Origin of the sequence: Novosphingobium sp. CCH12-A3, from assembly GCF_001556015.1 — a bacterium.
Taxonomy (GTDB): Bacteria; Pseudomonadota; Alphaproteobacteria; order Sphingomonadales; family Sphingomonadaceae; genus Novosphingobium; species Novosphingobium subterraneum.
The window spans coordinates 60,671-86,203 of sequence record NZ_LSIA01000121.1; the positions used below are offsets into that span (position 1 = coordinate 60,671).

The following is a 25,533-nucleotide window of genomic DNA, read 5'->3' on the forward strand; positions in this document are numbered from 1 at the left end:
GTTCAATTCCGGCCTTCCCGGATCGGGAAACCGAGGCAGCCCGGATTGAACACGCCGCGCGGATCGACCACGGCCTTCACCGCATCGAGCACGTCCTTGAACGCCTCGTCCCGGCTTTCGCGATAGGCGGTGTAGGCGCGGCCGATCTGGAAGTGCGCGGCGCCATACTTCTTGCAGATCCCCTTCACATGCTCGCGCGCCTCGGCGACGATGGCAGTCGCCTCGGCATTGGGACCAAGCTGCTTGAGGTTCTTGAGGTGCGCCGGCTCGACCATTGATTCGTGGATCGGGCGGTAGCCTTCGGGCCAGAAGAACACCGGCTCGATCACCAGCGCGGTGGTCGAAAGCGAGGAGAACAGGAAGCCGTTGTGGATGCCGTGCTTGTCGAAGGTGTCCTTCATCGAATCGAAGTAGGCGCGGATTTCGGCAAACATCGGCGCGGCGGTGGACAGTGAGGCCTGGCCATGGACCGGTGCCCAGCTTTCGCCCTCTGGCCCGAGGATCGAGTTCGGCGCGGGGAAGGGCATGGCGCGGATGACCTTGGCGATCGAGTTCTCGATCTCCATGCCTTCGAAGCGGGCCGCGATCTCGCGCGCGGTGGCGATATCGGCAGCGACTGCTTCCTTGCAGCGGCCCTCTGCCGTGATGTGCAGCGGGTATTCTTCCTCGGGAATGAAGTTGCGCCCGCCGATGGCGATCTTGGCCGCGGCGAGCAGGCCCTTGCCGAAGGACTTCTCCTTGGCGATGACCTTGCCCAGCGTCTTCACGTCGCTCGCCATCGACATGCGCTTCATGCGCACCTTGGTCAGGCCGGGGTCGAACCCGCAGGTCTCAGAGGCGATTCCGGCGCGGGTCATCTCGGCCAGTGCTTCCAGCATGATCTCGCCGGTCTTGAACGAGAACGAGACCGAGTCCTCGAACGCGGGCGTGCGGATCAGGCGCAGCGTGATTTCGGCCTTGATGCCCAGCGTGCCGGAATCGCCCATGAACAGTCCGGCAAGGTCAGGCCCGTAGTGGCGATAGTGCGGCGTATCGCCATCGGGGCCGCGCGCACCGGTGCGCAGCGTGCGGCCATCGGCCAGCACCATGGTGATCGCCACCACGCTCTCGCTCGACGTGCCATAGTGACCGGCGCCGAACATCGCGTTGAGCTGCGAGAGGCCGCCGCCGATGGTCGAATAGATGCCCGACATCGGCCCCCAGAACGGCGTGCGCAGCCCATGCGGCTTGAGCGCTTCGTTGAGTGCCAGCCACGTGCAGCCTGCCTCGACCGTCACGGTCATGTCTTCCGGGCTGACGCGCAGCACGCGATCCATGCGGCGCATGTCGAGCGTGATCGTGCTGTCGGTGGCAGGGGTATAGCTGCTGGTATAGCTCATGCCCGCGCCGCGCGGCGCAATGTCCACGCCCGCATCGTTGGCAGCGGAAACCACTGCGGCCAGCTCTGCCGTGTTGGCAGGCGCGACCGAGAGCATCACGACGTGATCTGCGCGCGCCCAGATGTCCTCGCTGAACAGGCGCAGCGTCGCCTCGTCCGAAGTGACGTGGTCGGCACCGACGATCGCTTCAAGTTTGCTGCGCAGGTCGGCGGGGGCGGTGGCAATGCGGCTGAGGGTCATGCTGTCTGACATCGTTGGTCTTCCGCTGTTGGTCTGAGGCACGGTCTGCCAGTGCCGCAATCAATTGTTATTGAAATATGTCAAATGAGGCCTGCCCGATGCCAGACGGCGCATTGGCTATCCGACTGTCGGGCAGAATGTTCACGCATCGGTCAATTGCCGGGCCAGCGCGGCTGCGCCGAGACCGGCAAGGCGTCCGAAGGTCACCGCCGTCGCCAGGCCCATCGCCGGGAGATAGCCCCAGTGCGCCGGGCCGGAGACCGACCGCGCCGCGCCGCCGCCTGCGAACAGGTTGGGCAAGGGCGTGCCATCGGCACGGAGCACTCGCGCCTGCCCGTCGATCTGTAGCCCGCCCTGTGTGTGGAAGATGGCGCCGACAACCTTGACCGCGCGGTAGGGCGCAACCGGAGGCAGGTCCGACCCCCAGACCCGGCCCTGCGCATCGGCCTTTGCGCTGGCCTGCGCCGCATGAGCCTCGGCAAGGGTTGCGGCAAGAGCTTCGGCCGGCACGTCGATCAATCGGGCCAGTTCCTCGGGCGTATCGGCCCTGCGCGCGGCGTTGAGCGCGATCAGCTGCTGCATTTCGGGGATGTAGTCGGTCTTGGCTTCGATCCGCGCATCGAACACCACCCAGACATGATCGCCCGGCTGGGCGAGCACCGGGTGGACCATCCCGGCAATGTCCTCGACCTCGTTGGTAAAGCGCTCGCCCGCGATGTTCACCAGTATGCCGCCCTCGACCGGCACGCCCGGCGGCACTGGAATGCCCTGCGGCTCCGTAAGCATGGCGTAGCCCTGATAGGCACCCATGTCGCCGAATGCCGCGCCCAGCTTTTCGCCAACGACAATGCCGGTGCCCTGGCTGCCTTCATGGCCGTTATTCCGCGCGTGGGACACGTCCGGCATGTGCTGTGCCACCATCGCGTGGTTCGCGGCAAAGCCCCCGCAGGCAAGGATCAGCGTTTCGCAGCCGACCAGCTCCTGCGCGCCGTCGGGCCGTTCCAGCGTGACGCCGTGCACGCGGCCGGTCTCGTCCGCATGGACTTCGACCAGCTTCGCGCCAAGCAGCACGTCCACCCCGGCGTCGTCCAGTCGGCGGTGGAGCAAGTCCACCATGTCCTGCCCGCCATGGCCGCGCCAGCCATGGACGCGGAACGTGGAGTTGCCATAGGCAGGGCGGAAGCCCGTATCGAGCTCCCACGGCAGGTCGAGCGTACCGACCATCCAGTCGACCGTCGGCCCGGCATGATTGGCGATTGCGCGCGCCAGCACGGGATCGGTCAGGCCCTGGGTCTTGGCCATGATGTCGGCGAAATAGGTGTCGGCGCTGTCCTCGATGCCAAGCACGGCCTGTGCCTTGGTTCCCGCAGCGCAGATCAGGCCCTGGCTCATGCCGGTGCTGCCCATCGGGCGTTCGTCCTGCTCCACCAGCAGCACTTGCGCGCCGGCGTGATGCGCGGAAAGCGCGGCAATGCAGCCGCAGGCACCGCCGCCGATGACCAGCACCGGGATGACGTATTCGAATTCCGGCATCATGCCTCGCGCGCCAGTTCTTCGCCGACATCGCCCGAGGCGACTTCGGCAGGCGTCATTACCGCCTCGTTCTCCTGCTGCACGATGCGCAGGATGCGGGCGATGAACTCCTGGTTCCACATCTGGCGTTCGGCCGACGCGGCGCGATCGGGCACGAAGGCGTCGATCTCGCCCGGCGTCAGCACGCCCTTTTCCAGCAGCAGGCGCTCCAGCGTATCGCTGCGCTGGCGGGCCACGGCCAGTTCCTGCGCCATGGCCATGGTAATGGCGAGGACGCGCTCGACCTGCGGTTCGAGGAAGTAGGGGCGCTTGCCCGCAGGCTTGGCCCCTGCTCCGGCGAGGGCTTCGGCAAAGCTCATGCCACGGCTCCGATCACATGCCATGCGGCCTTGCGGCCGTAGTCTTCGGTGTCGTCCTCTTCCGCATCGGGGAAGAGTTCGCGATCGACCACGCCGGTCACCCCGCCGTGGATCAGCTTGTCACGCTCGAACCCGGCGGCGACCATCTCGGCGTCGAGGTCCATCTCGTGCATACGGCTCCAGAAGGGCTCGTTGTTGTAGAAGGCGTCCCAATCGCGCATCGCCTGTTCGAACAGCGGCATTTCCGGCGCATATTGCGGCTGCTCCACGTGCAGCACGATGCCGCCGGGTTTCAGCAACCGGCGCGTCTCGGCAAAGATCGCGCGCAGGGCCTTGGTCGAAAGCTCGTGCAGGAACATCGTCGTCTGGATCCAGTCGAAGCTGGCGTCCGGATAGATCGAAAGGTCCTCGCCGCTGGCCTGGACGAAGCTGATGTTGTCGACGCCCAGGGACTTGGCGCGGGCCAGGCCATAACGCAGCACCGGCGCGCCAAGATCGACCACGGTCATCTCCGCCTCCGGAAAGGCCTGCGCCAAGGGCAGCGAGGAATGGCCGACCGTGCCGCCGATCTCGAGGATCTTGCGCGGCTTGAAATCGGGCAGGTTGCGCCTGACCCACTTGACCACGGCATGGCCGCCGCCATCGGAATACTTGCCGAGCAAGCCCCCGGTGGTGACGAACCCGGCGTGATCGTAGTTCGCGCCGTTCACCGCATCATCGGGGAAATATTCGGTGTGGTAGCTGCCGGGCATGCAGTGGTGATCCACCGCCGAGACATAGCGCGGGATCGGTAGCGACGGATCGAGCGAGAGGCGCGGATCGCCTTCGGTCAGCTCTGCCGTGACGGCATTCAGCCGCTCGCGCTGGCGCAGCGCGGTCCAGCGCCCGGCCTGCTGGCGCTGTTCCATCGTCATGCGCCGCAGGGCAGACCATGTCTGGAAAGCAGGGTCTTCAAGCAGGGCGCGACGCGCCTCGTGCCGGTCTGCCATCGCCCGGCCATGCTGCGCCTCGAACGCGGGGACGACCCGCGCATCGAACGCGGCCTTCACCCCCGGCACCACCCTCGCGGCAAGGTGGCGGTTCATCTGCGCGAGGAAGTTGATCCGCTCGATCTCGTCATGGCTGGTCTGCGGGAAAACCGCGTGGCGGCCAATGACGCGATAATCGGGAGGCCCGTCGTAACCGGCGCTAGGGTCGTTCGGGACGGGAGCGGAGGGTTTTTCTGAAGAACTCACGGCCTTCCTCATTTGTTATATTCATATGCTATATTGACGTAAGCGCCGTTGCAAGGTTCATGAAGGGAACTGACCGGCAGGCGACAAAGCGAGGACCGACGATGCACATTTTTGCCGTTTTCAACCTGAAGCCGGGCGTTTCCGAAGAGGACTATCTGGCCTGGGCGCGCAGCACCGATCTGCCCACGGTCAACGCGCTTCCTTCGATCGCCGGCTTCCGCGTGTTCCGCACCACCGGCGTGATGGGCAGCGATGCCAAGCCGCCGTTCGGCTATATCGAAGTGCTTGATATCGCTGACATGGCCCAGTTCGAAAAGGACGTGTCGACCGTCGCGATGGGCGAAGTGGCTGCCGCTTTCAACAACATGGTCGAAGTCACGTTCCTCACCACCCAAGAGGTGACGGCGTGAAGTTCGCGGGCAAAGTCGCGGTCATCACCGGATCGGGCCGAAAGCAGGGCCTGGGTGAGGCGATAGCGCGCCGCCTTTCGGAAGAAGGTGCCACTGTGGTCATCGCCGACATCGGCGGATCGCGCGATTCGGCGACTCCCGATGCCATGATCGGCGCCGAGGCAGAGATGCGCGAGGTGGCCGAATCGATGCCGGGCTCTGCCTCGACGTTCTCCTGCGACGTGCGCGATCCCGATCAGGTGCGCGCGCTGGCCGCTCACGCGGTCGCCGCGCACGGTTCGCTCGATATCTGGGTGAACAACGCCGGCATCGGCTACATCATGAAGCCGCTGGGTGAGGTCTCGGCTGACGACTGGCGCGCAGTGATCGACGTGAACCTGACCGGCGCATGGTTCGGCCTGCAGGCTGCGGCAGAGGTGATGATCGCGCAAGGCAAGGGCGGGCGCATCGTCAACATCGCCAGCCAGGCCGCGAAGTCTGGCTTCATGCACGCACAGGCCTATACCGCGTCCAAGCATGGCCTTGTCGGGCTGGTGCGCTCGGCCTCGATCGAGCTGGGCGCGCACGGCATCACCGTCAACAACGTCTGCCCGAACCATGTGACGACCGGCCTCGGCAAGTGGCAGAACGAACACTTCGCCGCCGTGCAGGGCATCAGCGTCGAACAGTATCTCAAGAACATGGCGGCGCGCATTCCGCTGGGCCGGCCCGGCCTGCCCGAGGATACCGCCAATGCCGTCGCTTTCCTGTGCTCGGCAGAGGCGTCGTACATCACGGGTGAAAGCATGAACGTGTCCGGCGGCGAGGAGCCGCACTGATATGCCAGCGGCCGCAAATCCGGCGCATGTCCTAATCGATCACGCGCTGTCGCTGCGCTGGGCAGACCTGCCCGAAGGGACGCGCAGCCGCGCCAGGACTTTCCTGCACGATTCGCTCGCTGTCGGTGTGGCGGGGCGCAATGCCGCGCATGCCGATGCGGTGCTGGCGATGGTGCAGGGCTGGGGCGCGAGCGAGGTGGCAGGCGTGCTGGGCCGACCGGGCCTGCGCCTGCCCGCGCCTTCGGCGGCCTTCGTCAATGCCTTCCAGATCCACGGGCAAGAGTACGACTGCGTCCACGAACCGGCTGTGCTGCACCCGATGGCCACGGTCCTCGCCGCGCTGCTGGCAGAGCTGGCGCGCGGTGAAGCGGTCGACGGCGAACGCTTCCTGACCGCGATAGTCGCAGGTGTGGACGTAGCGGTAACGCTCGGCCTTGCCGCGCCCGATGCGCTGAAGTTCTTCCGCCCCGCCACCGCAGGCATCTTCGGTTGCGTTGCAGCGATTGCCTCACTGCGCCAGATGCCGCGCGAACAGGCGCTCGATGCTTTCGGGCACGCGCTGGCGCTGGTTTCGGGGACGATGCAGGCGCATCTCGAAGGCAAGCCCGCGCTGCCGGTGCAGGTCGCCAATGCCGCGCGCGGCAGTCTTGTCGCCATCGACCTTGCCCGCGGCGGGATGCCCGGCGTCACCCGGCCCATCGACGGCCCCTTCGGCTACTTCGCGCTGCTGGAAGTGCGCGAGTCACTGGCACCTGCGCTGGCGCGGCTGGGCCATGGTCACCGCATTACCGAAGTCAGCTGGAAGCCGTTCCCCACCGGCCGGGCAGGGCACGGCGGTATCGTCGCGATGCAGCAGTTGCGTGAGCGGCAGGGACTGTCCGCCGCCAATCTCGAAGCCCTCGAATATCACGCACCGCCGCTGATCCATCGCCTCGTCGGCCGTCCGGCGCATGAAGGCATGGAACCCGGTTATGCGCGGCTGTGCATGCAGTATCTCATGGCGGTCACGCTGCTGCGCGGAACGGTGACGCTGGCCGATTTCAGCCGCGAGGCGCTGGACGACAGAGAGGTTCTGGCGCTGGCCAGGCGCATCACCGTCATCAACGATGGCAACCCCGATCTCGCCGCCTTCGTGCCCGCGTGCGCCGTGGCCCGCGCCATTGACGGGCAGGAGCTGACCCACGCCGTAGCCGCGCAGCTCGGCTCCCCGCAATGGCCGCTGACCGAGCAGCAGCATGCCGCCAAGGCGCTGGGATGCCTTGAATTTGCTGGCCTTGGCGATGCACAAGATGCGCTGGCGCAGGCAGTCTCCGGACTTGCGCAGGAAAGCGACGCGCTTGCGGGGCTCGTCCGCAGCGGCGTGCTGTCATAAGCGCTTGAAAATGTATTATATCTATATCAATTAAATCGCACGAAGCGGGGAATCACCATGACCTTATTGAAGTGCGCCACGCACGTTGTCGGCAATCTCGATGATGCCATCGCCCGCTATGAACAGTGGATGGAATACCGCAGGGTCGAACAAGGCGAAGTGCCTGCCGATCTTGCCGCAGCGTGGGCAGCGCCGGCCAGCGCAGGCAAGCGCTATGCCGTGCTGCAACCGGCTTCGGGCACGCAAGTGTTCCTGCGCTTCGTCGAAGGCGATCCGGTGCCGGATTACCTGCCGATCCGCACTTATGGCTGGGCCGCCATCGAACTGTGCGTCACCGATGTCGAAGCGGTGAACGAAAGGATGCTGCAAAGCCCGTTCGAGGTCATCGGCCCGCCCAAGCCACTGGACGGCTTTGCCACGGTCAAGCCGATGCAGGTGCGCGGTGCCGATCTTGAAACCGTCTACTTGACGGAAATCCTGCAGCCGGGCGAAGGCACTGGCCTGCCGCAACCGCAATCGCTGGTCGACCGGCCTTTCATCATGGTCCTCGCCTGCCCGGATCTGCGCAAGACGGCGCAATGGGTGAAGGACGTGCTTGGCCTGCCGATGATCGATCCGGTGGCGATCCGCTATTCGATGATCGAAAAGGCGTTCGGCCTGCCGGAAACGGCCAAGACCGAACTGACCACCGCCCGCGGGGCGGGCCAGGTCTTCCTCGAGCTTGACCAGTACCCCGAAGCCGCCACCGAACGCCCGCGCCACGAAGGCGCGCTGCCGCCGGGCGTGGCGATCACCACCATGCTCTATCCCGATTTCGATCGCCTCGGAGGCCACTGGGCCAGCGCCCCGGTCGCGCGCGAAGGCGCCGTCTATGGCGGCCGCCGCACCGGCGTGCTGGTAACCCCCGAAGGCGCGCTGCTCGAGATCGTCGAAGGCGGAGAGATCTGATGGCCGCAACGCCGATCAAGCGCGGGTTCGTCGATCTGCCGCATGGCCAGATGCATTACCGCCATGCTGGCGACAGTGGCGAGCCGCTGCTGATCCTCCACGCCTCGCCCGGCAGCTCGCGCCAGCAGGTCCGCACGATCGAGGACTTTGCCGGCGAGGCGCGCGTTATCGCCCCCGATACGCCCGGCAATGGTGACAGCGATGCCCTGTCCGATCAGGAGCCGACCATTCCCGAACTCGCTGCTGCGGCGCTGGCGTTTATCGATGCCATCGGGCTTGAGAAAGTGCGCGTCTATGGTTCGCACACCGGCGCGGCCATCGGCACCGAACTCGCCATCCTCGCGCCGGATCGCGTCTCCGCGCTCGTCCTCGATGGCGTGAGCCTGATGCAGGGCGAGGAACTGGCCGACGTGCTCGCACGCTACGCCTTCCCCTTCGAACCGGATCTTGAAGGCGCCTACCTGATGCGCCTGTTCCAGTTCTGCCGCGATCAGTACATGTTCTTCCCGTGGTACAACCGCACCCGCGCCGGACGGCGCGACGGCGGCCTTGGCAGCGCGGCCGACCTTCACGCCTGGATCACCGAAGTGATGAAGGCGGCCACCACCTACCACCTCAATTACCGCGCCGCGTTCAAGTGGCCCGCGGACGAGCGGATGCCGCTACTGAAATGCCCCACGCTGGTGACGGCTGCGATCAACGATCCGCTCTACGATTCCAGCGTCGCACTGGAAAAGCTGCTCAAGGACGGCAGCTTCGCGGAATTGCCGCGTCTCGATGCGGCGGATTTCCGATCATCGCGCAAGGCCGCGATGGACAGCTTCTTCGGCAAGAGGGCCTGAACCCATGGATACCGGCCTTTCCCTGCTGACGCTGCTGCACCTGCTGATCCCGATCTACTGGCTCGGCGGCGATCTTGGCGCGTTCTACGGCTCGCGCTTCATGATCGATCCGGCCCGTTCCGTGCCGGAACGCATGATGGCGCTGAAGATCCTCAACAACATCGACATGGCGCCGCGCACCACGCTGATCCTCGCCTTCCCGACCGGGTTCGGGCTGGCCGTGGCCAAGGGCTGGATCGACGTTCCGGTCTCTGCCGCGCTCCTCGTGTGGGTGCTGGGCCTTGCCTGGCTGGCATTGGCGTGGACCGTCCACCTCAACCACGGGCCTGCCGGCGCCGGACACAAGCGCGTCGACATCGCGGTGCGCTATGTCGTGCTGGCGGGTCTGATCGGCAGTGGCGTGGCAGGGCTTTCCGGGGCGATCACGCTGCCGCTGTTCATCTCGCTCAAGCTGCTGGCGCTCGCCACTTGCATTTCCATCGGCCTGCTGGTCCGCCGCCAGCTGGTGCCGCTGTTCCCGGCTATCATCGCCCTGCGCGAAAACGGCCCGACGCCTGAGGGTGACCGCACCATCAAGGGCGTCATCGCCATCACCCAGCCCACCGTGATGGTGCTGTGGGTGGTGGTGCTCATCGCCTGCTTCCTCGGCATCGCCACGCCGGTCTGACCGGATCCATCATTTCAAGGGAGACTTCCATTGCAGAAGCATCGGACCATTTCCGGCAAGATCCAGTACACCTCACGCAAACCGGGCCGCGAAGGTGAAGAGCGCGGGTGCGAGGAGTTCACCTGGACGCACCACAGCGATGGCAAGCGCACCCTGCGCGCCCGCTGCGAGATCGACGAGCCGGCACCGACCGTCCATCGCGACATCGTCTACAGCCTCGATGAGAACGACCGCCCGATGGACTGCTTCGTCCGCCTGGTGATCGGCGACGAGTTCATGGGCGCAGGCCTGTTCATCATCAACAAGGACACGGTCGAGTGCGAAAGCTATGGCCCGTCCATCGGCCGCATTTCGCAGACCGTGCAGATCGATGCGCCGTTCGATGGCTTCGGCACGCACCCGATCGTGGCTGATGCCTACATCACCCGCAAGATGGATCGCGGCAAGGGCCCGCACAAGCGCAAGTTCCCCTGCTTCCTGCCATCGCCCGACCATCGCGGCGCCACCCCGCCGCTGATCTCGCGCACGGCCATCAACCTTGCCTATGTCGGCGACGAGACGGTGACGGTCGCTGCCGGCACCTTCGACTGCCACGTCTTCGAATTCTCGGACGAGGACGCCAGCATGATCTCCATCGGCGGTGAGGCGCACCCCGCCTATCGCATGTGGGTGACGGCCGACGATGACTCGATCTTCGTCCAGGGCGGCGTCGGTGGCTACATGCAGACCTGGTACGAACTGGTCGAACTGAAGCGCTAGAAAGTGATCTAACCTCCCTGTCGGAACCGGTCACCCGGCCGGTCCCGGCCTTGCGGCACCTGCATCTCGCGATGCGGGTGCCGCCTTTTATTTGCGGCTGTTACCAGGCGTCCTGCAGCTTCAGCGGACGCGCCCATGCGGTGGGCGTGCCTTCCGGCAGTACCGGAGCATAGGCCGCGCCGATGGGGAGCGGGCGCAGTTCGTCGCTCCACTTGGTGACGATGGCATTGGCGCCGGGCGAGCGCATGATCTGCACGAAGCCCGTTTCGGAGACATGCGGGCCATGCAGGATGCCGGGCGGGCGATAGAAGTAGGCGCCGGTGCCCATCTGCCCTTCCGGCGCCCACATCGCGCCTTGCAGCATGAACATCTCCTCGGCGTGGTCGTGCGTTTCCGCCGGGAGCATCGTGGCTTGGGCGGGCACGCCGTGGGCCATGCCGGTCAGCAGGAAAGTCCGCCCGCTGTCGTTGGGGCCAAGGCGCAGGACCTTGCGCGCCAGCCGCAGGTGGGCAAGCTTCGGGTCATAGGTCGATACGTCCCACGGCATCGCCGGGGTATCGAGCGCAATCGTCTCGGCGCTGCCCGCCATGCCGTTCGGATCGCCTGAAGCATGGCGGAACACCAGCAGCACCGCGCCCTCGGACGTCGAACGCCTGCCTAGGCCAGCGCCTTGCGGCAGGAAGCCGTAAGCGTGATAGCCGCGCTCCACCCCGTCGATGGTGATCGCGCCGTCGAGAACGAAGAACTCTTCCGCTCCCGCATCGTCAGGATTGGCCGCGGCGGAAAAGCCCGCCGGATAGCGCACGATCAGCGTCGCCTCGTCGCTCAGCGGGTCGGCATTGAGAACCTTTTCCTCGGCACCGTCAGCTCGCCTTGTCCACCCGACGTTCTGGGCGTGGATGAATTCGATGTGGGGCCGGGCCATCGCCTCAGCCCGCTTCGTGGGCGGCGGCTGCGGCGCGGAAGCTGCGGCGGCTGGCCAGGAGGATCAGGAACGCCGTCAGCCCGCAGCCGAAGAACACGCTGCCCAATGACCGCGAAATCCCGGCGGGAGAGGTGAACACCGTGTCGGACAGGAAACCGACGATGAAGTTGCCCGCCGTCAGCGCGACCAGCCCCGAAGCGATCGTCTGCAGCGCCATCATCTGCGCGCGCAAGGCGTTGGGCGTGATCTGCGCGAAGCCGCTGTAGACGGCCGAAGTGTTCCAGTTGAGGAACAGCGCGTTGAGCGCATAGCCGAGCAGCGCAAGATTGCCGGTGGGCGCAACGCACGCCAGCGTCCCGAACACCACCAGCGAAGCCGAACAGCCCATCGCGCACAGGATCGGCGCATCGGCATGGCCCCGCGCCTTGAGCCAGGCGATGACCCAGCCGCTGTTGACCGCCGCGAAGATCGAGAGCGGCAGCCCGACAGCCCCAAGGATCTTGCCCGTCTCGGCCGCGGTCCAGCCGTGGGCGCGGATGAACAGGGCAGGGAACCAGCCGACGATGGCATAGACGCAGACGAGGTTCAGCACCGAGCCAAGCATGAACAGGCCGAACGCGCCGGGACGGTCGATGAACAGGCGGATCAGCGGCTTGAGGCTGAGCGAGGGGGTTGCCGTCGTGCCGCCTTGGCGCGCCGGTTCACGAGCCGTCAGCAGGAGGACGAGCGCCAGCAGCAGCCCCGGCGCGCCGCACAGCACGAACACCACCTGCCACGGCTGCATCGCCCCGAACAGGCCCGGAAATCCGCCGATCAGCCCGTCGGCCCAATCGAGGAACAACCCGCCCAGCGCCATTGCCGCCGCAGTGCCGAGCGAGCTGCCGGTGACGAACACGCCATAGGCCTTGGGGCGAATGTCGGGCTCGAAATAGTCGGCGATCAGCGAGGTGGCGACCGGGACCAGCGCCGCTTCGCCCACGCCCACCAGCATTCGCGCGATGAACAGTTCGTGGAAGTTGCTGGCGAGCGAGCAGCCGATCGTGGCCGCGCTCCACAGCATCAACCCGCCGAACAGCAGCGTCACGCGCCGCCGCCGGTCCGACAGCATGCCCAGCGGCAGGCCCAGCACCGAATAGACCACGCTGAACGCCATGCCCTGCAGCAGGCCGAACTGCGTATCGTTGATCGCCAGCGCGGCTTTCAGCGGTTCGATCAGCAGGGCGATCGAAACCCGGTCAAGGATTGCCAGCGCATAGGCCAGCGTCAGCAGCGAAAGGACGTACCAGGCGTAGGACCGTTTCGGCCATGGGGCGTGGGCGGAAGCGGGAAACGGGGCCGTGGTCGCATCGGACATCAAGTCTTCGCCTTTACCTTCGCGTTTCTGCCCGCTTCGTCGAGAGCGCGGTTGAGCGCTTCGGGAACCCGGACAGGGTCTTGCGGGACCATGAAGGCCGTCGCTTGGGCCAGCAGCGCGATCAGGGAAGCAGAGGTTGCCATCGCCGGATCATTTCCCACGACCACCGGCACCTCCACGCGCTGCCAATCGTCAGGCTGGTTGGCCGCCATGGCAGCGGCAATCGCCTGTCCGTAGTTTGTCCGCTGCTTGAGCAAACCGGTCAGCGCACGGTGGAGATCGTCGGCATCCGGAATTGCCGCGTCGCGTGCGGCGGAGGGTCGGGCATCGTGCCATGGCCATTGCACGGCGCCATCGCGCAGCATGTGCCAGAACTGGTGGAGGTGCGATCCGGCCAGCGGGTCGAATGCGATAGCGGGAGCGAGCGCCGGGTCTTGCGCCGAAAGCGCGGGCGCGCCCCAGATGACGAGTGACACCACCAGATCAGGGCGCCGCGCTGAAAGGCGTGCCGCGATGGGCGAGGCAAGGCCGAGCGCCATCACGTCGCAACCAGCGCCCGCACCGTCAGCGATGAGCGCGGCCAGGGCATCGGCGATGGCATCGGCATCGGCTGCGTTATCGGGCAGGGGATCGGAGTCACCGAAGCCGGGCAGGTCCGGGACCAGTACCGCCCGTGAAGGCGCCATGACGCTTGCCCAGTGGTGCGCCTCGAGCGTCGAGGGTGCCGAAAGGATCACCAGCGGCCTTTGGTGTCCGGGGCCGGAATGCCGGGTCCAGTGCAACTGGCGGTGGTCCAGATCGAGGTATCCCCGCGAACCCTCAGCCGCACCGGCACCCGGCTGCCGCTCGGCCTTGGCGCATCCCTCCAGCGTCGAGGCGATCCATTCGGCCCAAGCCGTCCGGTCTGCGCCAAGGCGCTGGATCGAGAGCGCGGGATTGCGGTCTGTCGGGACCTTGGCGAGATGGGGGTAGAGCACGTCATCGCTGCGCGCGCCCACCAGCGTCGGCACCTTCACTGCAAGCAGGTCTTCCAGCGGGCTCCAGCGCATTGCCGCGGTATAGGCGTCGGCATAGTGCGGTCCGGCGCTGAACAGGTCTATGCCATAGTCTTCCAGCCATTCGGGCGAAGGCGGCTCCATCGAAATGCGGTGTCCGGCATCGACCGCGAACCACGGAAACCAGCGCAGCATGTCGCGCGTGCGGCTCCATTCCGCCGCCAGCCAGGCGCCGGTGGCCTCGGGCGCGAAGGGGCGCATGTAGGCGGTGATGAAGGCGTCATCGGCGGGCTGATCGGGGATCGACAACCCATCCAGCACCAGCTGCGGCATCCTGCCGCCGCGAACCGCCAGCGCCAGCGCGATCTTGGCGCTGGTGTGCGTAGCGTAGATCGGCGCTTGCGCAAGGCCCATGGCGTCGAGCGTCGCCCCGAGAGCTTCGGCAAAGTTGGGTATGGTTGGGTTGGCGAAAGGCAGCGGATCGGAGTTGCCATAGCCCGGCGTATCCAGCGCGAAGACGGAAAACCGGCTGGCGAGCAGCTTCATCAAGGGCGCATGCAGCCGCGACGAGCGTGGGGAATCATGCAGCAGGACCACTGCGGGGCCGGCCCCGGCGGCCCGATAGTGGACCATCAGATGTTTCCCCGGGGAAACAGCAACGCTGACATAGCCCCGCCGGATGGTCACGTTCTCGCCTGCAGCCGATGCGCTCACTGATCCCACCTAATTGATATATGAATATGACCATTGATGTGCCATCATCCGATTCTTGTCCAGCCTTCTGAACAATCGCCACACAGGAACCGCGATGGCCGCCGCAACTGACCGCCAGATGATTGCCCAAGCCACGGCGCCGCTGCCGCCAAGGGACAGTTCGGCGGGCTGGGTTGTCGTCGCGGCGTCGATGGTCGGCCTGGCGATGGGCCTCAGCCCCTTGCCGTTCTACACCATCGGTATGTTCGCGCCCGAACTGCAGCGCGAATTCGGCTGGAGCTTTGCCGCGCTGATGGGATCGATCACCGTTCAATCGGTGGTGGTCATGGGCACGGGGCCAGTCGCGGGATTTGCGGTCGATCGCTACGGGGCAAAGCCGGTGGCGATGATCTCGCTGCTGCTGTTCGGGCTGACCTACATGAGCCTGGGGCTGAGCGGCGGGAACATCTGGGTCTATTATGGCCAGTGGGTGCTGATGTCGACGCTGGGGGCGGGGACGCTCACCGCCACCTGGATGCACACCGTCAACGGCTGGTTCGAAAAGCAGCGCGGCCTTGCCATCGGCATTGCCAGCACCGGCACGGGCATCACCGGCTTCCTGATCAAGCCCTTCTCGGCGTGGTTGATCGGCAATTACGGCCGGCGCGCGGCGTTTTTCGTGATCGGCGCGCTGCCGATCGTGATCGGTCTGCCGATAGTGGCCATGTTCTTCCGGGAGCGGCTGGACGCCGCCCGCAAGGACACGGGGCTCGCCGCCGAACCCGTCGTCGAAGCGGGGCTGACCTTGCGTGAAGCGCTGCGCGACCGGCGGTTCTGGATCATGACCTTCGCGTTCCTGCTGATCGCCTTTGCGCTGACGGCACCGACGCCGAACCTTGAAAATATCCTGAGGACGCAGAAGTTTACCCTGTCGCAGATCGGCACCATCACCGCGGGCTTCGGCCTTTCGGTGATTGCCGGGCGCATCGTTGGCGGCTTCCTGCTCGATCGGTTCTGGGCACCGGCCTGCGCGCTGGCGATCCTGGTCATGCCGATGATCGGCAGCTTCATGTTGTCACGGCCCGAACTGGATTCCGGCCATGCGGCGATTGCTGTGATTACGCTGGGGCTGGGTGCAGGCTTCGAGTTCGACCTGCTGGCCTATCTCATCGCCCGCTATTTCGGACGGCGCGCCTATGGCCTGATCTACGGCACGTTCTTCACGGTGATCGCGTTCGGCGGGGGGATGGGGCCGATCGTCTATGGCCGCGTGTTCGATGCGACCGGGCGGTACGACTTGGCGCTGCTTTCGGGCGTCGGCTGCCTGATCGTGGGCAGCGTTTCGCTGCTGGCGCTGGGCCGATACCCCGATTGGGCGCGGGAGGCAGCGTGAGCAAGCTGATCGAGTCCGCAGGGATCGGCTATGTTCTGGGCGAGGCGGACATTGCCAGCGACTTGACTAAGCGGGGGCGACCTCCGAAGAGCGGTTTATCCGACCAACGGACAGTCGCCTTCGCGACGCGTGCCGCCAGCGGGGGAGGGATAGTGCTCGATCGCCAAGGCGCAGTGCCGCTCTACCACCAGATCTACCTGAGCCTGCGCGACGAGATCCTTTCCGGTCAGCGGCCCTTTGGCAGCGTCCTGCCCACCGAGCAGGAATTGTCGGCCCACTACGACGTATCGCGCATCACCGCGCGGCGCGTGCTGAACGATCTGGCCGACCAGCACTATGTCGAGCGGCGGCGGCGGCTGGGCACGCGGGTGATCTTCAAGTCACCGGCCAAGCCGCTTGAAGCCAACATCGATCAGGCGGTCGACAGCCTGATGGCGCTGGGCGAGGGGACGACGGTCAACGTCGTCTCGGTCGAGCGCCGCGCCGCCACCGACATCATCGCCAATGCGCTGAAGATCGAGGAAGGCTCCGAAGTGATCCGCGCCGTGCGCGTGCGCTGCCTCGAGGGTATCCCCATCGGCTATATCGTCAGCTACGTGCGGGGCGAACTGGCCGATGTGATTTCGGAAAAGACCCTGCCGCGCGCGCCGCTGATCAAGCTGCTGGACGAGGCGGGATTCCATGCCGAGCGTGCCGAGCAGACCATCGGCGCGATGCTGGCCGATCCGTCGCTGGTGGAAACGCTCCACGTCGAACCGATGTCGGCGATCCTGCGGATTACCCGCACGGTCTATGATCGCAACAACGTGCCGTTCCTGCGCACTTACGCGCATTACCGCTCGGACCGGTTCCACATCCGGATGGACTTGCACAATCCTACTGCGGCGTGAGGCCTACTGCGGCGTGAAATTCGGGGCCGCGCTGAGGCGGCCCCTTTTACCGATCAGCGTTAGCCGATCAGCTGGCCTTGATCAGCACCTTGCCGAGGTGCGCGCCGGACTTGAGGTACTGGCAGGCGGCAACCGCTTCGTCGAAGCTGAACACGCGGTCGACCACGGGGGCGAAGCCGGTGGCTTCCATTGCGCGGACCATGCGGGCGAGCATCGCGCGGCTGCCTTCGGCAATGCCCTTGAGCGTGATGTTCTTGCCGATGATGCCGCCGTAGTTCGGCAGCGGGCCATCGGCTGAACCGACGCCGATGATGACCACGCGGGCGTTGACCGCGCAGGCGTTGATCGACTGGGGCAAGGTGTGCTGGCCGCCGGTTTCGACGACGATGTCCGCGCCGCGCCCGCCGGTCTGGCGCTGCAGTTCGGCGGCCCAATCGGGGTGCGTGGCATAGTTCACGGTGTAGTCGGCGCCGAGCTTGCGGGCCTGCTCCAGCTTCTCGTCGCTGGACGAGGTGATCGCGACGAACGCGCCGTTGGCCTTGGCGATCTGCAGCGCGGCCATGGCGACGCCACCGGTGCCGAGCGCGACGACGAGATCGCCGGCGCGAACCTGACCGACTTCGACGACGGCATGCCATGCCGTGAGCGAGGCCGCGGCGAGCGGGGCAGCGGCTTCGTCGGAAAGGCTGCTTGGCACTTTCACCAGCGCGGCAGCGGGGACCTTCACATATTCGGCCATCCAGCCATCGAGCGTGGTGCCAAGGTCAGCGCCGAAATAACGCATTTCGAACGGGCCATCGATCCACGAGACGAAGTGGGCGAGGATCGCGCGGTCACCCACTGCGATGCCGCTTGCACCTTCGCCGAGCGAGACGACTTCGCCCAAGCCTTCGGAAAAGGGGATGCGGTCTTCCGCCTTCTTCGCGCCATAGCGGCCTTCAAGAATCTGCAGGTCGCGGTTGTTGAGGCAGACGTACTTCACCTTGAGTACCGCCTCGCCGGGGCCAGCGACGGGCATGTCGCGCTCGACCAGGGTCAGGGATTCAAGGCCGGTCTGGCCTCCGAGTTGATAGGCTTTCAAGACTGGCTCCTCCAGGAATCGAGAATATCGCAGCCCCGTGCAAACCATGTGGCGGGGCGGGCTTTGAGATCGGCCAGCAGGCGCTCGAAGGCGTCCATGCGGTAGGGCAGGCCGATGATGTAGGGCGTGAGGTGCAGGGGCAGGAGACGTCCGCCACCGCCGGGACTGTCGAGCGTGGCCTCGCCAGCCAGCCAGTCATGCGCGTCGAGGATCTGTTCGGCGTAGCTGTCCACCGACTGCTGCTGCACGTTGATGATCTGCCGGTCGGACAGTTCGTGGTTAAGCGGCAGGTTGACGAGGCCATTGGCGAAGGCCCACGGCACTTCGTCGTTTGCCCAGTCAACGCAGTATTCGATCCCAGCCTCCGCCAGCAGGTCGGTTGTGGCAAAGCTTTGCGAGTGGGCAATGGAGTGCCATCCGCGAGGGACCATGCCTGCAACGTCAGACAAGGCCGCGATGCTGTCGTGAATCAGGGCGCGCTCTGCATCGACGGGGAGGGTCGAGGCGATGGTGCCATTCATGTCGGTGGAGTGGGCGATGATCTCGTGCCCTGCGTCCACGATGTCGCGGATCACCGAAGGATAGCGCTGCGCGATGGCGCCGTTCGCCGCGACAGAAACCTGCACGCCCGCCTTGGCGAAGGCATCGAGCAGGCGGTAGAAGCCGATGCGCGTGCCGTATTCGCGGGCGGTGTAGTGGCGGTAGTCCGGGTAGGCCGTCTGCATGTGGCCGGGTGCGCGGAACGGCGTGTCCGAAGGCGTGATCGGGAACCATTCGAGGCTGACCACGATCCACGTCGCCACGCCCTTGCCGCCGGGCCATGTGATCGGCTTGCGGGTGGGCATGGCCGAATATGCATAGAGATCGTGATCGTAGCCTGCGCGGCGGCGCGGATACTCGAGATAGGCGGGATCGAGGCTCATGCTTCGTCTCCGGCGTGAACGGCGCGCCATGCGTCGGCGATATCGCCCGAGCGGGTGATCCAGGCGCGGCCATCGGCGGCGATGTGGCGCAGCACTTCCTCGAACGCGCCCATGCGGTGTGGCTGGCCGATCAAGTAGGAATGGAGCGGGATGCACATGACCGTGCCCGAGGGCTCGTCGGCCAGACGTTCGAACTGGCGGATCAGCGTGCGGGCGTATTCGCGCGGGCTCATGTTGTAGATGAAGAAGCCGTAGTGGTCGTTGACCTCGAGGCTGTAGGGCATCGAGATGAGGTCGCCGCTCGCGGTCTTCACCCGCTGCGGCTGATCATCGTGATAGAGGTCGCAGGTATAATCGAGCCCGTATTCGGCGATCAGGTCAAGCGTGCGCGGGGTGTGGGTGAGCGCAGGGGCGAGCCAGCCGCGGATCGTTTGTCCCGTCGCTTCGCGCACGGTGCGGATCGAATCCTCGATGATCGCGCGCTCCTGAGCCTCGTCCATGCCGTAGGAATAGCGGGTGTTATAGATGCCGTGGCTGAAGAACTCCCAGCCGCGCGCATTGGCATCGGCGACCACTTCGGGGTGGTGCTGGCACAGCGCGACCGAGAGGCTAACCGAGCCGGGGAAGCCGTGCTTGCTCATCACCTCGGCCATGCGCCAGTGGCCGACGCGGTTGGCGTGATCGCGGTGGGCATAGCCGACCACGTCCGGGTGAGGGCGGCCCCAAGACTTGCGGTGCGGGCTCGCGGGCGGATCGATCTCGTAGTATTCGAGGTTGGGCGAGACCCAGACCGCGACCTTCTTCTCGCCCGGCCATGAGAAGGCCTCTCGCCCGCGATAGGGCGAGAAGTCGTAGAGGCCGGGGTCGGCTTCACCTTCACGCATCAGCGCGCCTCCAGCCAGTCGATCACGGTCTGCACCGGTTCGACATCGGCATACTTCAATTGCAGGTCGGTGAGGTTGGCGAAGTGGTAGGACTCGTGCTTGTCGGCGCAGGTCTCGATCGGCACGATCGTGCGATAGCCGCGGCTGAGGCTGTCAACTGCCGTGGCGCGGACGCAGCCCGAGGTGGAGCCGCCGGTGACGACCACGGTATCGACCTTGTGCCACACCAGCAGGCTCTGCAGCGGCGTTTCGAAGAAGGCCGAGGGCATGCGCTTGGTATAGATCGTGTCGGCACGGTCGATTTCGCAGCGCTCGTCAAAGGCGTGGCGGTCGGAATCGTACTTGATGTTCTGCAGGCTGTCGGGAGTGTTAGTGCGCGTGCCCCAGACGCCCGCATCGCTGGCGTCCTCGGCATAGGCGACGTGCGTCCAGATCACCGGCATGCCCTTGGCGCGGGCGAGGCGGGAGATGGTGTTGGTGTGTTCGATCTGGCGCGGATCGGTTTCGTAGGCGGTCTTGTAGCGATCGATCCGGGTATAGGCGTTCTGGAAATCGACGTTCACGATGGCGAGCTTTTCGCCGATGCCGAACTTGGTTCGAGCCGGGTTGGCCATGACCTCTTCGAAGATCTGCCGTGCGGTCTTGCCATCGCAGACCATCTTCGTGCCGATGATGCTCATTCCTTGCCCACCATACCTTCTTGTTTGGCCGCCAAAGCCCGCAGGCGAAGCTTCGCCTGCGGGCTTGTGGTGCATTGGTGCCATGCGGCGGCAGGACAACGGGCCCTGCCGCCGCAAGTATTCGCATGCCGGTCAGATCTTGAACTTGATCCGCCCGGTGAAGCGGCGCGGATCGCCCGGGAACAGCGACAGGAAGTTCGCCGTCACGGTGCGCTGGTCGGTCAGGTTCGAGACCTCGAACGAAATCCGGTAGCTTCCGTCATCGGCCGCAAAGCTAATCGCGGCATCGACAAAGTTTTCGGTCGGAGCAGTCGTGGTGTTGAGCACGGCCACCCAGTACGGCGAGTTGTGGCGCCAGGTCACGCTGGGGGTGAAGTAACCGCCCAGGGAGCTTGCCGGAATGTCATACGAAGCGCCGCCGTTGAACTGGAAGGTCGGCACGCGCACCGGCGTCAGCCTTGTGCTCAGCGTCGTCGCCAGTGGCGAGATGTAGGTGTATGACCCGTGCATGTACGAAGGGTTGGCGAAGAGGTTGAGGTTGCCGAACTGGGCGGTGGTTTCCAGTTCGAGGCCGTAGACTTCGAGCGTGCCGGCGTTGAACGGCAGGCTGGCGATCACGCCAAGCGAGTTGGCGACGCCGGCGGTAACCTGAAGATCGGTTGTCTTGGCGTAGTAGCCGGTCAGGTTGAAGCGCAGCTTGCGGTCGAACAGTTCCGACTTCAGGCCCGCTTCGTACGACCAAGTCTTCTCGGGCCGGAAGGTGACTGCGTTCTGCGGCAGGGATGCCGTGCCGTTCCAGCCGCCGGACTTGAAGCCGTTGGTGGCCGAAGCAAACAACATCACGTCCGGGTTCAGCTTGTAGTCAACGGCAATGCGCGGCGTGAAGCGCTTGACCGACTGCTGCAGGGGATTGCCTGCCGCGAGGACGGCCGCGTTGTCATAGGAGAGCGCCGGGAACTGGGTCGACTTGGTGTAGGCGAGCTTCTTTTCCTCCCACGTGTAGCGTCCGCCAAGGGTGACGGTCAGCTTGTCGGTGGCATGGAAATCGGCCTGCGCGTAGTAGGCAGCGGTTTCCACCTGGTGCTTGTAGATGGCGTCCTGAATCGGCCGGAACGCGGTGGTGCCGCCGGTGAAGCTGGTCTGACGGTCGTTGGACGTTTCCTTCAGGTAGAACACGCCGGTGACCAGATCGATGAGATCGCCGAACGAATAGTTCAGCTTCAGCTCGTGGCTGTGCTGTTCGTGAATGGCGTTGTCGGCAATGATGTATCCGGCATAGCGGTTGGGCTGCGAGGCGTTGTATTCGTTGATATAGCCCTGATCGAGGTGACGGTAGCCGCCGATGTAGGTCAGCGAGCCGTCGCCGAAATCGTAGTTGATGTTCCCGCCCATCGCGAAGGTCTGCGAAAGGTTGCAGTTGCCGCGCTCGGTGGTGAGCAGGCGGGTGACGTTGTCGTCACCGCAGTTGCCCGTCGGCAGGCCAGCCGCGCTTTCATAGAACACAGGCCGGTTAACAGCGGTCTTCACATAAGGGCTGGCGCCCGGAACGTAGCGCAGGCCGGTGTACGTGCTGGAATTGCTGGTGAATTCGGCCGAGAGATCGATGGTCAGCGCTTCGGTGGGCAACAGGCGCACGTCGCCGCGCACACCATAGCTTTCCTCACCGTTCAACCAGTCGCCGGTGGTGATGTTCTTGAGATAACCGCGATCGCGCACGACGAAGCCGGACACCTTGGTAAGCACGCCTTCGGCAACCGGGAGGTCGGCAATTGCTCGGACGGTATAGCGCTCGAACGAACCGGCCGTTGCCTCGAACTTCATGCCCGCGGTGTCGGAAGGCTTGCGCATGATCACGTTGATGGCGCCACCGGTGGTGTTGCGACCGAACAGGGTGCCCTGGGGGCCGCGCAGGATTTCGACGCGCTCGGTATCGAAGAAGGCGTAGTTGTTGGCGTTCTGGCGGGCGATGTAGACATCGTCCACGTAAGTGGTGACCGGCGCATCAAAGGTCGGCGCCGACTGCGTGTTGCCAAGGCCGCGCAGGAAGTAGGTATTTGCCGAGGCAAGGCCCGCGTTGTGGTTGGAGATGAGGCCGGGCACGAACTTCGAGGTGCTGATGGTGTCCGACACTGCCAGACGCTCGAGCATCTTTTCGTTGAAGGCCGACACGGTGACGGGAACCGACTGCAGCTTTTCGGCGCGACGCTGCGAGGTGACGACGATTTCTTCCAGGCCCTTCGATTCAGGGATGGCTTCGGCGTCTGCCTGAGGCGCGGGCGTAGGCGCGCTCTGGGCGCGGGCGGTGCCGGCTGCAAGGGCAAGCGGCGCAAGCATCGAGGTAAGCAGGAAACGGTGGCTGGTCATGTCGGATCCCTCACGATCGGCGACGCGTGGAGCGCGTCAAACCAGCCCATATTGTTATATTGATATATTCATATGTCAAATAGCAGACTCGCCTTTGTTGCTGGGCGTAAGTTGCGGATATCGCCCGAGAAACAGGAAGCCTGCCGCGCAAAGTGGAAGAATAATCGCCGATGCCGTCAAGGCCGGTGCGAAGTCCTGCGTGCGATCGCGAATCATGCCGAACACCAGCGGAGCAAACCCTGCACCGGTGGAGAAACAGACATAGAACATGCTGTAGATCGCGGCGTAGGCGCGCAGGCCGAAGAAGCGCGAAGTGAGGTAGGCGACGACATCGTATTCGATGCCGAGGGCAAAGCCGATCAGAATGATGGCAAAGCGCGCCATGCCGGGATCGAGCTGGCCGTTAGCCAGGATCAGGCATGAAACCGCCGGCATTCCCAGCAGGACGAAGGCCACTCCCGGCGCCCAGAACCGATCGAGCAGCCAGCCGCCGATGAGCCTTCCGCCGATGGAGGACAGGCCGACAAGCGGGGTGAGCGTCAGGATCGTGGCCGCGTCGATCCCGCGATCGAGCAGGATCGGCTCAAGGTTGGGGACTGCCCCTGCCAAGGCAAAGGAAATCGGCACGAGGATCACGGCAATGAGCCAGAAGCGCCAGTGTCGCAGCGCTTCTCCCCGCGTAAAGCCCGGCAGCACGCTTGCTTGCTCGAGCTTGGCGACTGCCGCTGCGGTATCAATCGGTTTGCCGGCCTGTTCTCGGAAAAGCAGCAGGACCATCGGCATTGCAACAAGCAGCGGCAGCATCCCGAGCGCGACAAATCCCCCGCGCCAGCCGTAAAGACCGATGACCCAGGCGAGCAGGGGCTTGCACAGCACCCCGAACAGGCCCGTCCCGGTCATGGCAAGGCCCAGCGCCAGCCCGCGATGGTGGTCGAACCACTGATTGACTGTCCGGGTGAAAGTGATTGGCAAGGTGCCCGCGCCCAGCGCTGCGGCGATCATCCAGGTGGCGTAGAAGCGGATAAGCGAATTGCCGAGCGTGGCCAGCGACAGATAGGCAAGGCCGAAGCAGGCGAGCGAGGCAACCGCGACCGGCCGCGTTCCGTACCTGTCGCACAGGATGCCCGCCACAGGGGCGGCTACGATCACGGTCACGGTGGTGATGGTCAGCCCAGCCATGATTTCGCCCAGCGACCAGCCAAACTCGCGCGCAAGGTGCGGGGCAAAGACGCCAGCCGTGTAGAATGGCATGGCGGCAAGGCCGCAGCCGATGCCGAGGAGCGATGCCAGCAGGATCGGCCAGCCGCGCCGAAACTCACCCTTGCCTTCGCCCAGGCTGTGTCCGGATCGTGTGCTGTCCATGTCCTGCAATCAACCTCCTCCCCATGAAAGCTGGAGAGGAACAGGTTGCAGCCGGGTTTGACAGTTGACCTGCCACGCCATCCGCCCTTCGGATAGCGCGAGATGGCAACAGTGGCTCCCACAGGATAGAAGCGGGATGTTTCGGCGATAAGGCAATGGTGCAGGCGCGGCATCGTGGTATCCGCACAGCGAACAGCGCTCTGCACCACCGTGCGAAAGACCTGCGGAACAGGTCAACATGGCCTTGGACAGATGCAGCGTGGGGCGCGTCTGGACGACAGATTACCGTGAACACCAGCATTGGATGATGTCTAGATGGATGATTTGAAGATCACCCGCCGCGGAAGCCTTGGCCTTGCCGGCCTTGCAGCTGGTATGGCCATGTCGCCCGCTGTCGCTGCTGCAGCCAAGAGCGCGAAGGGGCCGAGCAAGCTCACCCCCGCATTCAAGACCAAGATCGATTTCAAGGATCCCGAGTGGAACCGCGACACTTACGTTCGCATCGATGCCGACATCGATCCGACCAAGGAAAAGTGCGGCTGGCTGAAGGGCAAGGCCTATGGCGTGCGCCCGAATGAACCGATCCGCGCCTTGTTCGGCGTCGAAGGCTTCAGCTTTACGCGAACCAAGCGTCTGGAAGACGGCTCATACCGCCGCATGCTGCGCGAGGTCGTGTTCTATCGCGATCTGCAGTCGGGCGAGATCCTCAAGACTTGGCACAACCCTTACACCGACGAGACGGTGAAGGTGGTGCCGATCGCCAATGATCCGTTCAACTTCACCATCAGCCAGTGGATGCCGGAACCGCCGTCCTACGGCGGCATGAACAAGGACAAGCCACCGCGGCAGCCGTTCCTGCAGGACTGGGAATTCGGCCCCGAGGGCACGATGATCCTGCGCACCGACATCGACATGCAGTATCCCAATGCGCTCAACCCTGAAAAGTGGGTGCGTGAATCCTCTGGTCCGATGAACCGCGTTTCGGAGCACTTCATCTTCACGGTGAAGCGTGAGGACGTGGAGAACCCGAGACTGACCCACATTCCGCACGTTGGCGCATGGACGCGCACGACGCCGTGGCTGCCATGGATGCTGATGGGGCAGGCCGAAGGCCACGTGAACTACTTCACGCACTTCCAGACCATCCCCGAAGGCGAGAAGGGCCTGCCGGCAGACCTGGTCGCCGCTGCTCGCGCGATGGACGAGAAGTGGCTTCATGCGCCGACCGAGGATTATGGTCCTTCGCTGTCGAGCCTTGAAAACTATGCCCGCGAACAGACGCCGGCCCCGGTCCCGGCCGGCTGGTCGCCGCCCAAGCCGCCGGCAGTCGCCAAGGCGCTGCAGCGCGGCGGCGAGTAAGCTCTCATCGCCAAATGGAATGGCCCGCTGGAACAGGGTTCCGGCGGGCTTTTTCGTCGGCGGTTCAG

General features: G+C 65.1%; 23 protein-coding genes. 10 read left to right on the top strand and 13 right to left on the bottom strand.

Annotation, left to right across the window (positions count from 1 at the left end; translation table 11 throughout):
- Positions 1-2 precede the first annotated feature (2 nt).
- The 4 genes from AX703_RS09545 to AX703_RS09560 form a co-directional block, all read right to left on the bottom strand.
- Positions 3-1,631: an FAD-binding oxidoreductase gene (locus AX703_RS09545; RefSeq protein ID WP_062343780.1), complete on the bottom strand. Its 1,629-nt coding sequence runs from the start codon at positions 1,629-1,631 to the stop codon at positions 3-5.
- 129 nt (positions 1,632-1,760) lie between these two features.
- The gene (locus AX703_RS09550; RefSeq protein WP_062343781.1) at positions 1,761-3,155 is read right to left on the bottom strand and encodes an FAD-dependent oxidoreductase; all 1,395 of its coding nucleotides are present in this window, start codon (positions 3,153-3,155) and stop codon (positions 1,761-1,763) included.
- On the bottom strand, positions 3,152-3,511 hold the full coding sequence (locus tag AX703_RS09555) for a hypothetical protein (protein ID WP_062343782.1): 360 nt from the start codon (positions 3,509-3,511) through the stop codon (positions 3,152-3,154). Before AX703_RS09555 ends, AX703_RS09550 begins: the two co-directional genes overlap by 4 nt.
- Positions 3,508-4,746 carry a class I SAM-dependent methyltransferase gene (locus AX703_RS09560; protein ID WP_062343872.1) on the bottom strand — a complete coding sequence of 413 codons (1,239 nt, stop codon included), beginning with the start codon at positions 4,744-4,746 and terminating at the stop codon, positions 3,508-3,510. Before AX703_RS09560 ends, AX703_RS09555 begins: the two co-directional genes overlap by 4 nt.
- A gap of 59 nt (positions 4,747-4,805) precedes the next feature.
- Between AX703_RS09560 and AX703_RS09565 the strand changes: the two genes are divergently transcribed.
- From AX703_RS09565 to AX703_RS09595, 7 genes are read left to right on the top strand one after another with little or no spacing between them, the layout of a single operon-like run.
- Complete coding sequence (locus tag AX703_RS09565) at positions 4,806-5,156, top strand: REDY-like protein HapK (protein ID WP_231735470.1); 351 nt, start codon at positions 4,806-4,808, stop codon at positions 5,154-5,156.
- A complete protein-coding gene (locus tag AX703_RS09570; RefSeq protein ID WP_062343783.1) occupies positions 5,153-5,974 on the top strand; it encodes an SDR family NAD(P)-dependent oxidoreductase in 822 nt (273 codons plus the stop codon). Before AX703_RS09565 ends, AX703_RS09570 begins: the two co-directional genes overlap by 4 nt.
- A 1-nt stretch (position 5,975) precedes the next feature.
- Complete coding sequence (locus AX703_RS09575; RefSeq protein WP_062343784.1) at positions 5,976-7,346, top strand: MmgE/PrpD family protein; 1,371 nt, start codon at positions 5,976-5,978, stop codon at positions 7,344-7,346.
- A gap of 57 nt (positions 7,347-7,403) precedes the next feature.
- Positions 7,404-8,294 carry a hypothetical protein gene (locus tag AX703_RS09580; protein ID WP_062343785.1) on the top strand — a complete coding sequence of 297 codons (891 nt, stop codon included), beginning with the start codon at positions 7,404-7,406 and terminating at the stop codon, positions 8,292-8,294.
- Positions 8,294-9,136, top strand: coding sequence for an alpha/beta fold hydrolase (locus AX703_RS09585; protein WP_062343786.1), 843 nt, complete (start codon positions 8,294-8,296; stop codon positions 9,134-9,136). The genes AX703_RS09580 and AX703_RS09585 overlap by 1 nt, the downstream gene beginning before the upstream one ends.
- A gap of 4 nt (positions 9,137-9,140) precedes the next feature.
- Positions 9,141-9,803 (top strand): hypothetical protein, encoded by a 663-nt coding sequence (locus AX703_RS09590; protein WP_062343787.1) that lies wholly within the window; start codon positions 9,141-9,143, stop codon positions 9,801-9,803.
- A 30-nt stretch (positions 9,804-9,833) separates the two neighbouring features.
- Complete coding sequence (locus AX703_RS09595) at positions 9,834-10,562, top strand: hypothetical protein (RefSeq protein WP_062343788.1); 729 nt, start codon at positions 9,834-9,836, stop codon at positions 10,560-10,562.
- A gap of 100 nt (positions 10,563-10,662) precedes the next feature.
- Here the strand turns inward: AX703_RS09595 and AX703_RS09600 are convergent, their stop codons facing one another.
- Genes AX703_RS09600 through AX703_RS09610 form a run of 3 tightly spaced genes read right to left on the bottom strand, consistent with a single transcriptional unit; the run spans position 10,663 to position 14,550 of the window.
- Entirely contained in the window at positions 10,663-11,487 is an 825-nt protein-coding gene (locus AX703_RS09600) for a cupin domain-containing protein (protein ID WP_062343789.1), read from the bottom strand.
- A 4-nt stretch (positions 11,488-11,491) separates the two neighbouring features.
- On the bottom strand, positions 11,492-12,841 hold the full coding sequence (locus AX703_RS09605; protein WP_062343790.1) for an MFS transporter: 1,350 nt from the start codon (positions 12,839-12,841) through the stop codon (positions 11,492-11,494).
- Positions 12,841-14,550, bottom strand: a complete 1,710-nt coding sequence (locus AX703_RS09610) for an alpha/beta fold hydrolase (RefSeq protein ID WP_062343791.1) — start codon at positions 14,548-14,550, stop codon at positions 12,841-12,843. Before AX703_RS09610 ends, AX703_RS09605 begins: the two co-directional genes overlap by 1 nt.
- A gap of 94 nt (positions 14,551-14,644) precedes the next feature.
- Between AX703_RS09610 and AX703_RS09615 the strand changes: the two genes are divergently transcribed.
- A complete protein-coding gene (locus tag AX703_RS09615) occupies positions 14,645-15,922 on the top strand; it encodes an MFS transporter (RefSeq protein WP_231735471.1) in 1,278 nt (425 codons plus the stop codon).
- A complete protein-coding gene (locus AX703_RS09620) occupies positions 15,919-16,812 on the top strand; it encodes a GntR family transcriptional regulator (RefSeq protein WP_231735472.1) in 894 nt (297 codons plus the stop codon). Before AX703_RS09615 ends, AX703_RS09620 begins: the two co-directional genes overlap by 4 nt.
- A 67-nt stretch (positions 16,813-16,879) precedes the next feature.
- On the opposite strand, the gene AX703_RS09625 is transcribed toward AX703_RS09620, so the two are convergent.
- The 6 genes from AX703_RS09625 to AX703_RS09650 all read right to left on the bottom strand — a co-directional run bounded on the left by AX703_RS09625 (position 16,880) and on the right by AX703_RS09650 (position 24,106).
- Complete coding sequence (locus AX703_RS09625; RefSeq protein WP_062343792.1) at positions 16,880-17,893, bottom strand: NAD(P)-dependent alcohol dehydrogenase; 1,014 nt, start codon at positions 17,891-17,893, stop codon at positions 16,880-16,882.
- Complete coding sequence (locus AX703_RS09630) at positions 17,890-18,816, bottom strand: polysaccharide deacetylase family protein (protein WP_062343793.1); 927 nt, start codon at positions 18,814-18,816, stop codon at positions 17,890-17,892. The genes AX703_RS09625 and AX703_RS09630 overlap by 4 nt, the downstream gene beginning before the upstream one ends.
- Positions 18,813-19,700 carry a polysaccharide deacetylase family protein gene (locus AX703_RS09635; protein ID WP_062343794.1) on the bottom strand — a complete coding sequence of 296 codons (888 nt, stop codon included), beginning with the start codon at positions 19,698-19,700 and terminating at the stop codon, positions 18,813-18,815. Before AX703_RS09635 ends, AX703_RS09630 begins: the two co-directional genes overlap by 4 nt.
- Positions 19,700-20,380 (bottom strand): isochorismatase family protein, encoded by a 681-nt coding sequence (locus AX703_RS09640; RefSeq protein ID WP_156452001.1) that lies wholly within the window; start codon positions 20,378-20,380, stop codon positions 19,700-19,702. Before AX703_RS09640 ends, AX703_RS09635 begins: the two co-directional genes overlap by 1 nt.
- A gap of 132 nt (positions 20,381-20,512) precedes the next feature.
- Positions 20,513-22,744, bottom strand: coding sequence for a TonB-dependent receptor (locus AX703_RS09645; protein WP_062343795.1), 2,232 nt, complete (start codon positions 22,742-22,744; stop codon positions 20,513-20,515).
- A 75-nt stretch (positions 22,745-22,819) separates the two neighbouring features.
- Positions 22,820-24,106, bottom strand: coding sequence for an MFS transporter (locus AX703_RS09650; protein ID WP_062343796.1), 1,287 nt, complete (start codon positions 24,104-24,106; stop codon positions 22,820-22,822).
- A 315-nt stretch (positions 24,107-24,421) separates the two neighbouring features.
- On the opposite strand from AX703_RS09650, the gene AX703_RS09655 reads away from it, so the two are divergent.
- Positions 24,422-25,465, top strand: a complete 1,044-nt coding sequence (locus AX703_RS09655; protein ID WP_062343797.1) for a DUF1838 family protein — start codon at positions 24,422-24,424, stop codon at positions 25,463-25,465.
- Positions 25,466-25,533: the final 68 nt, after the last annotated feature.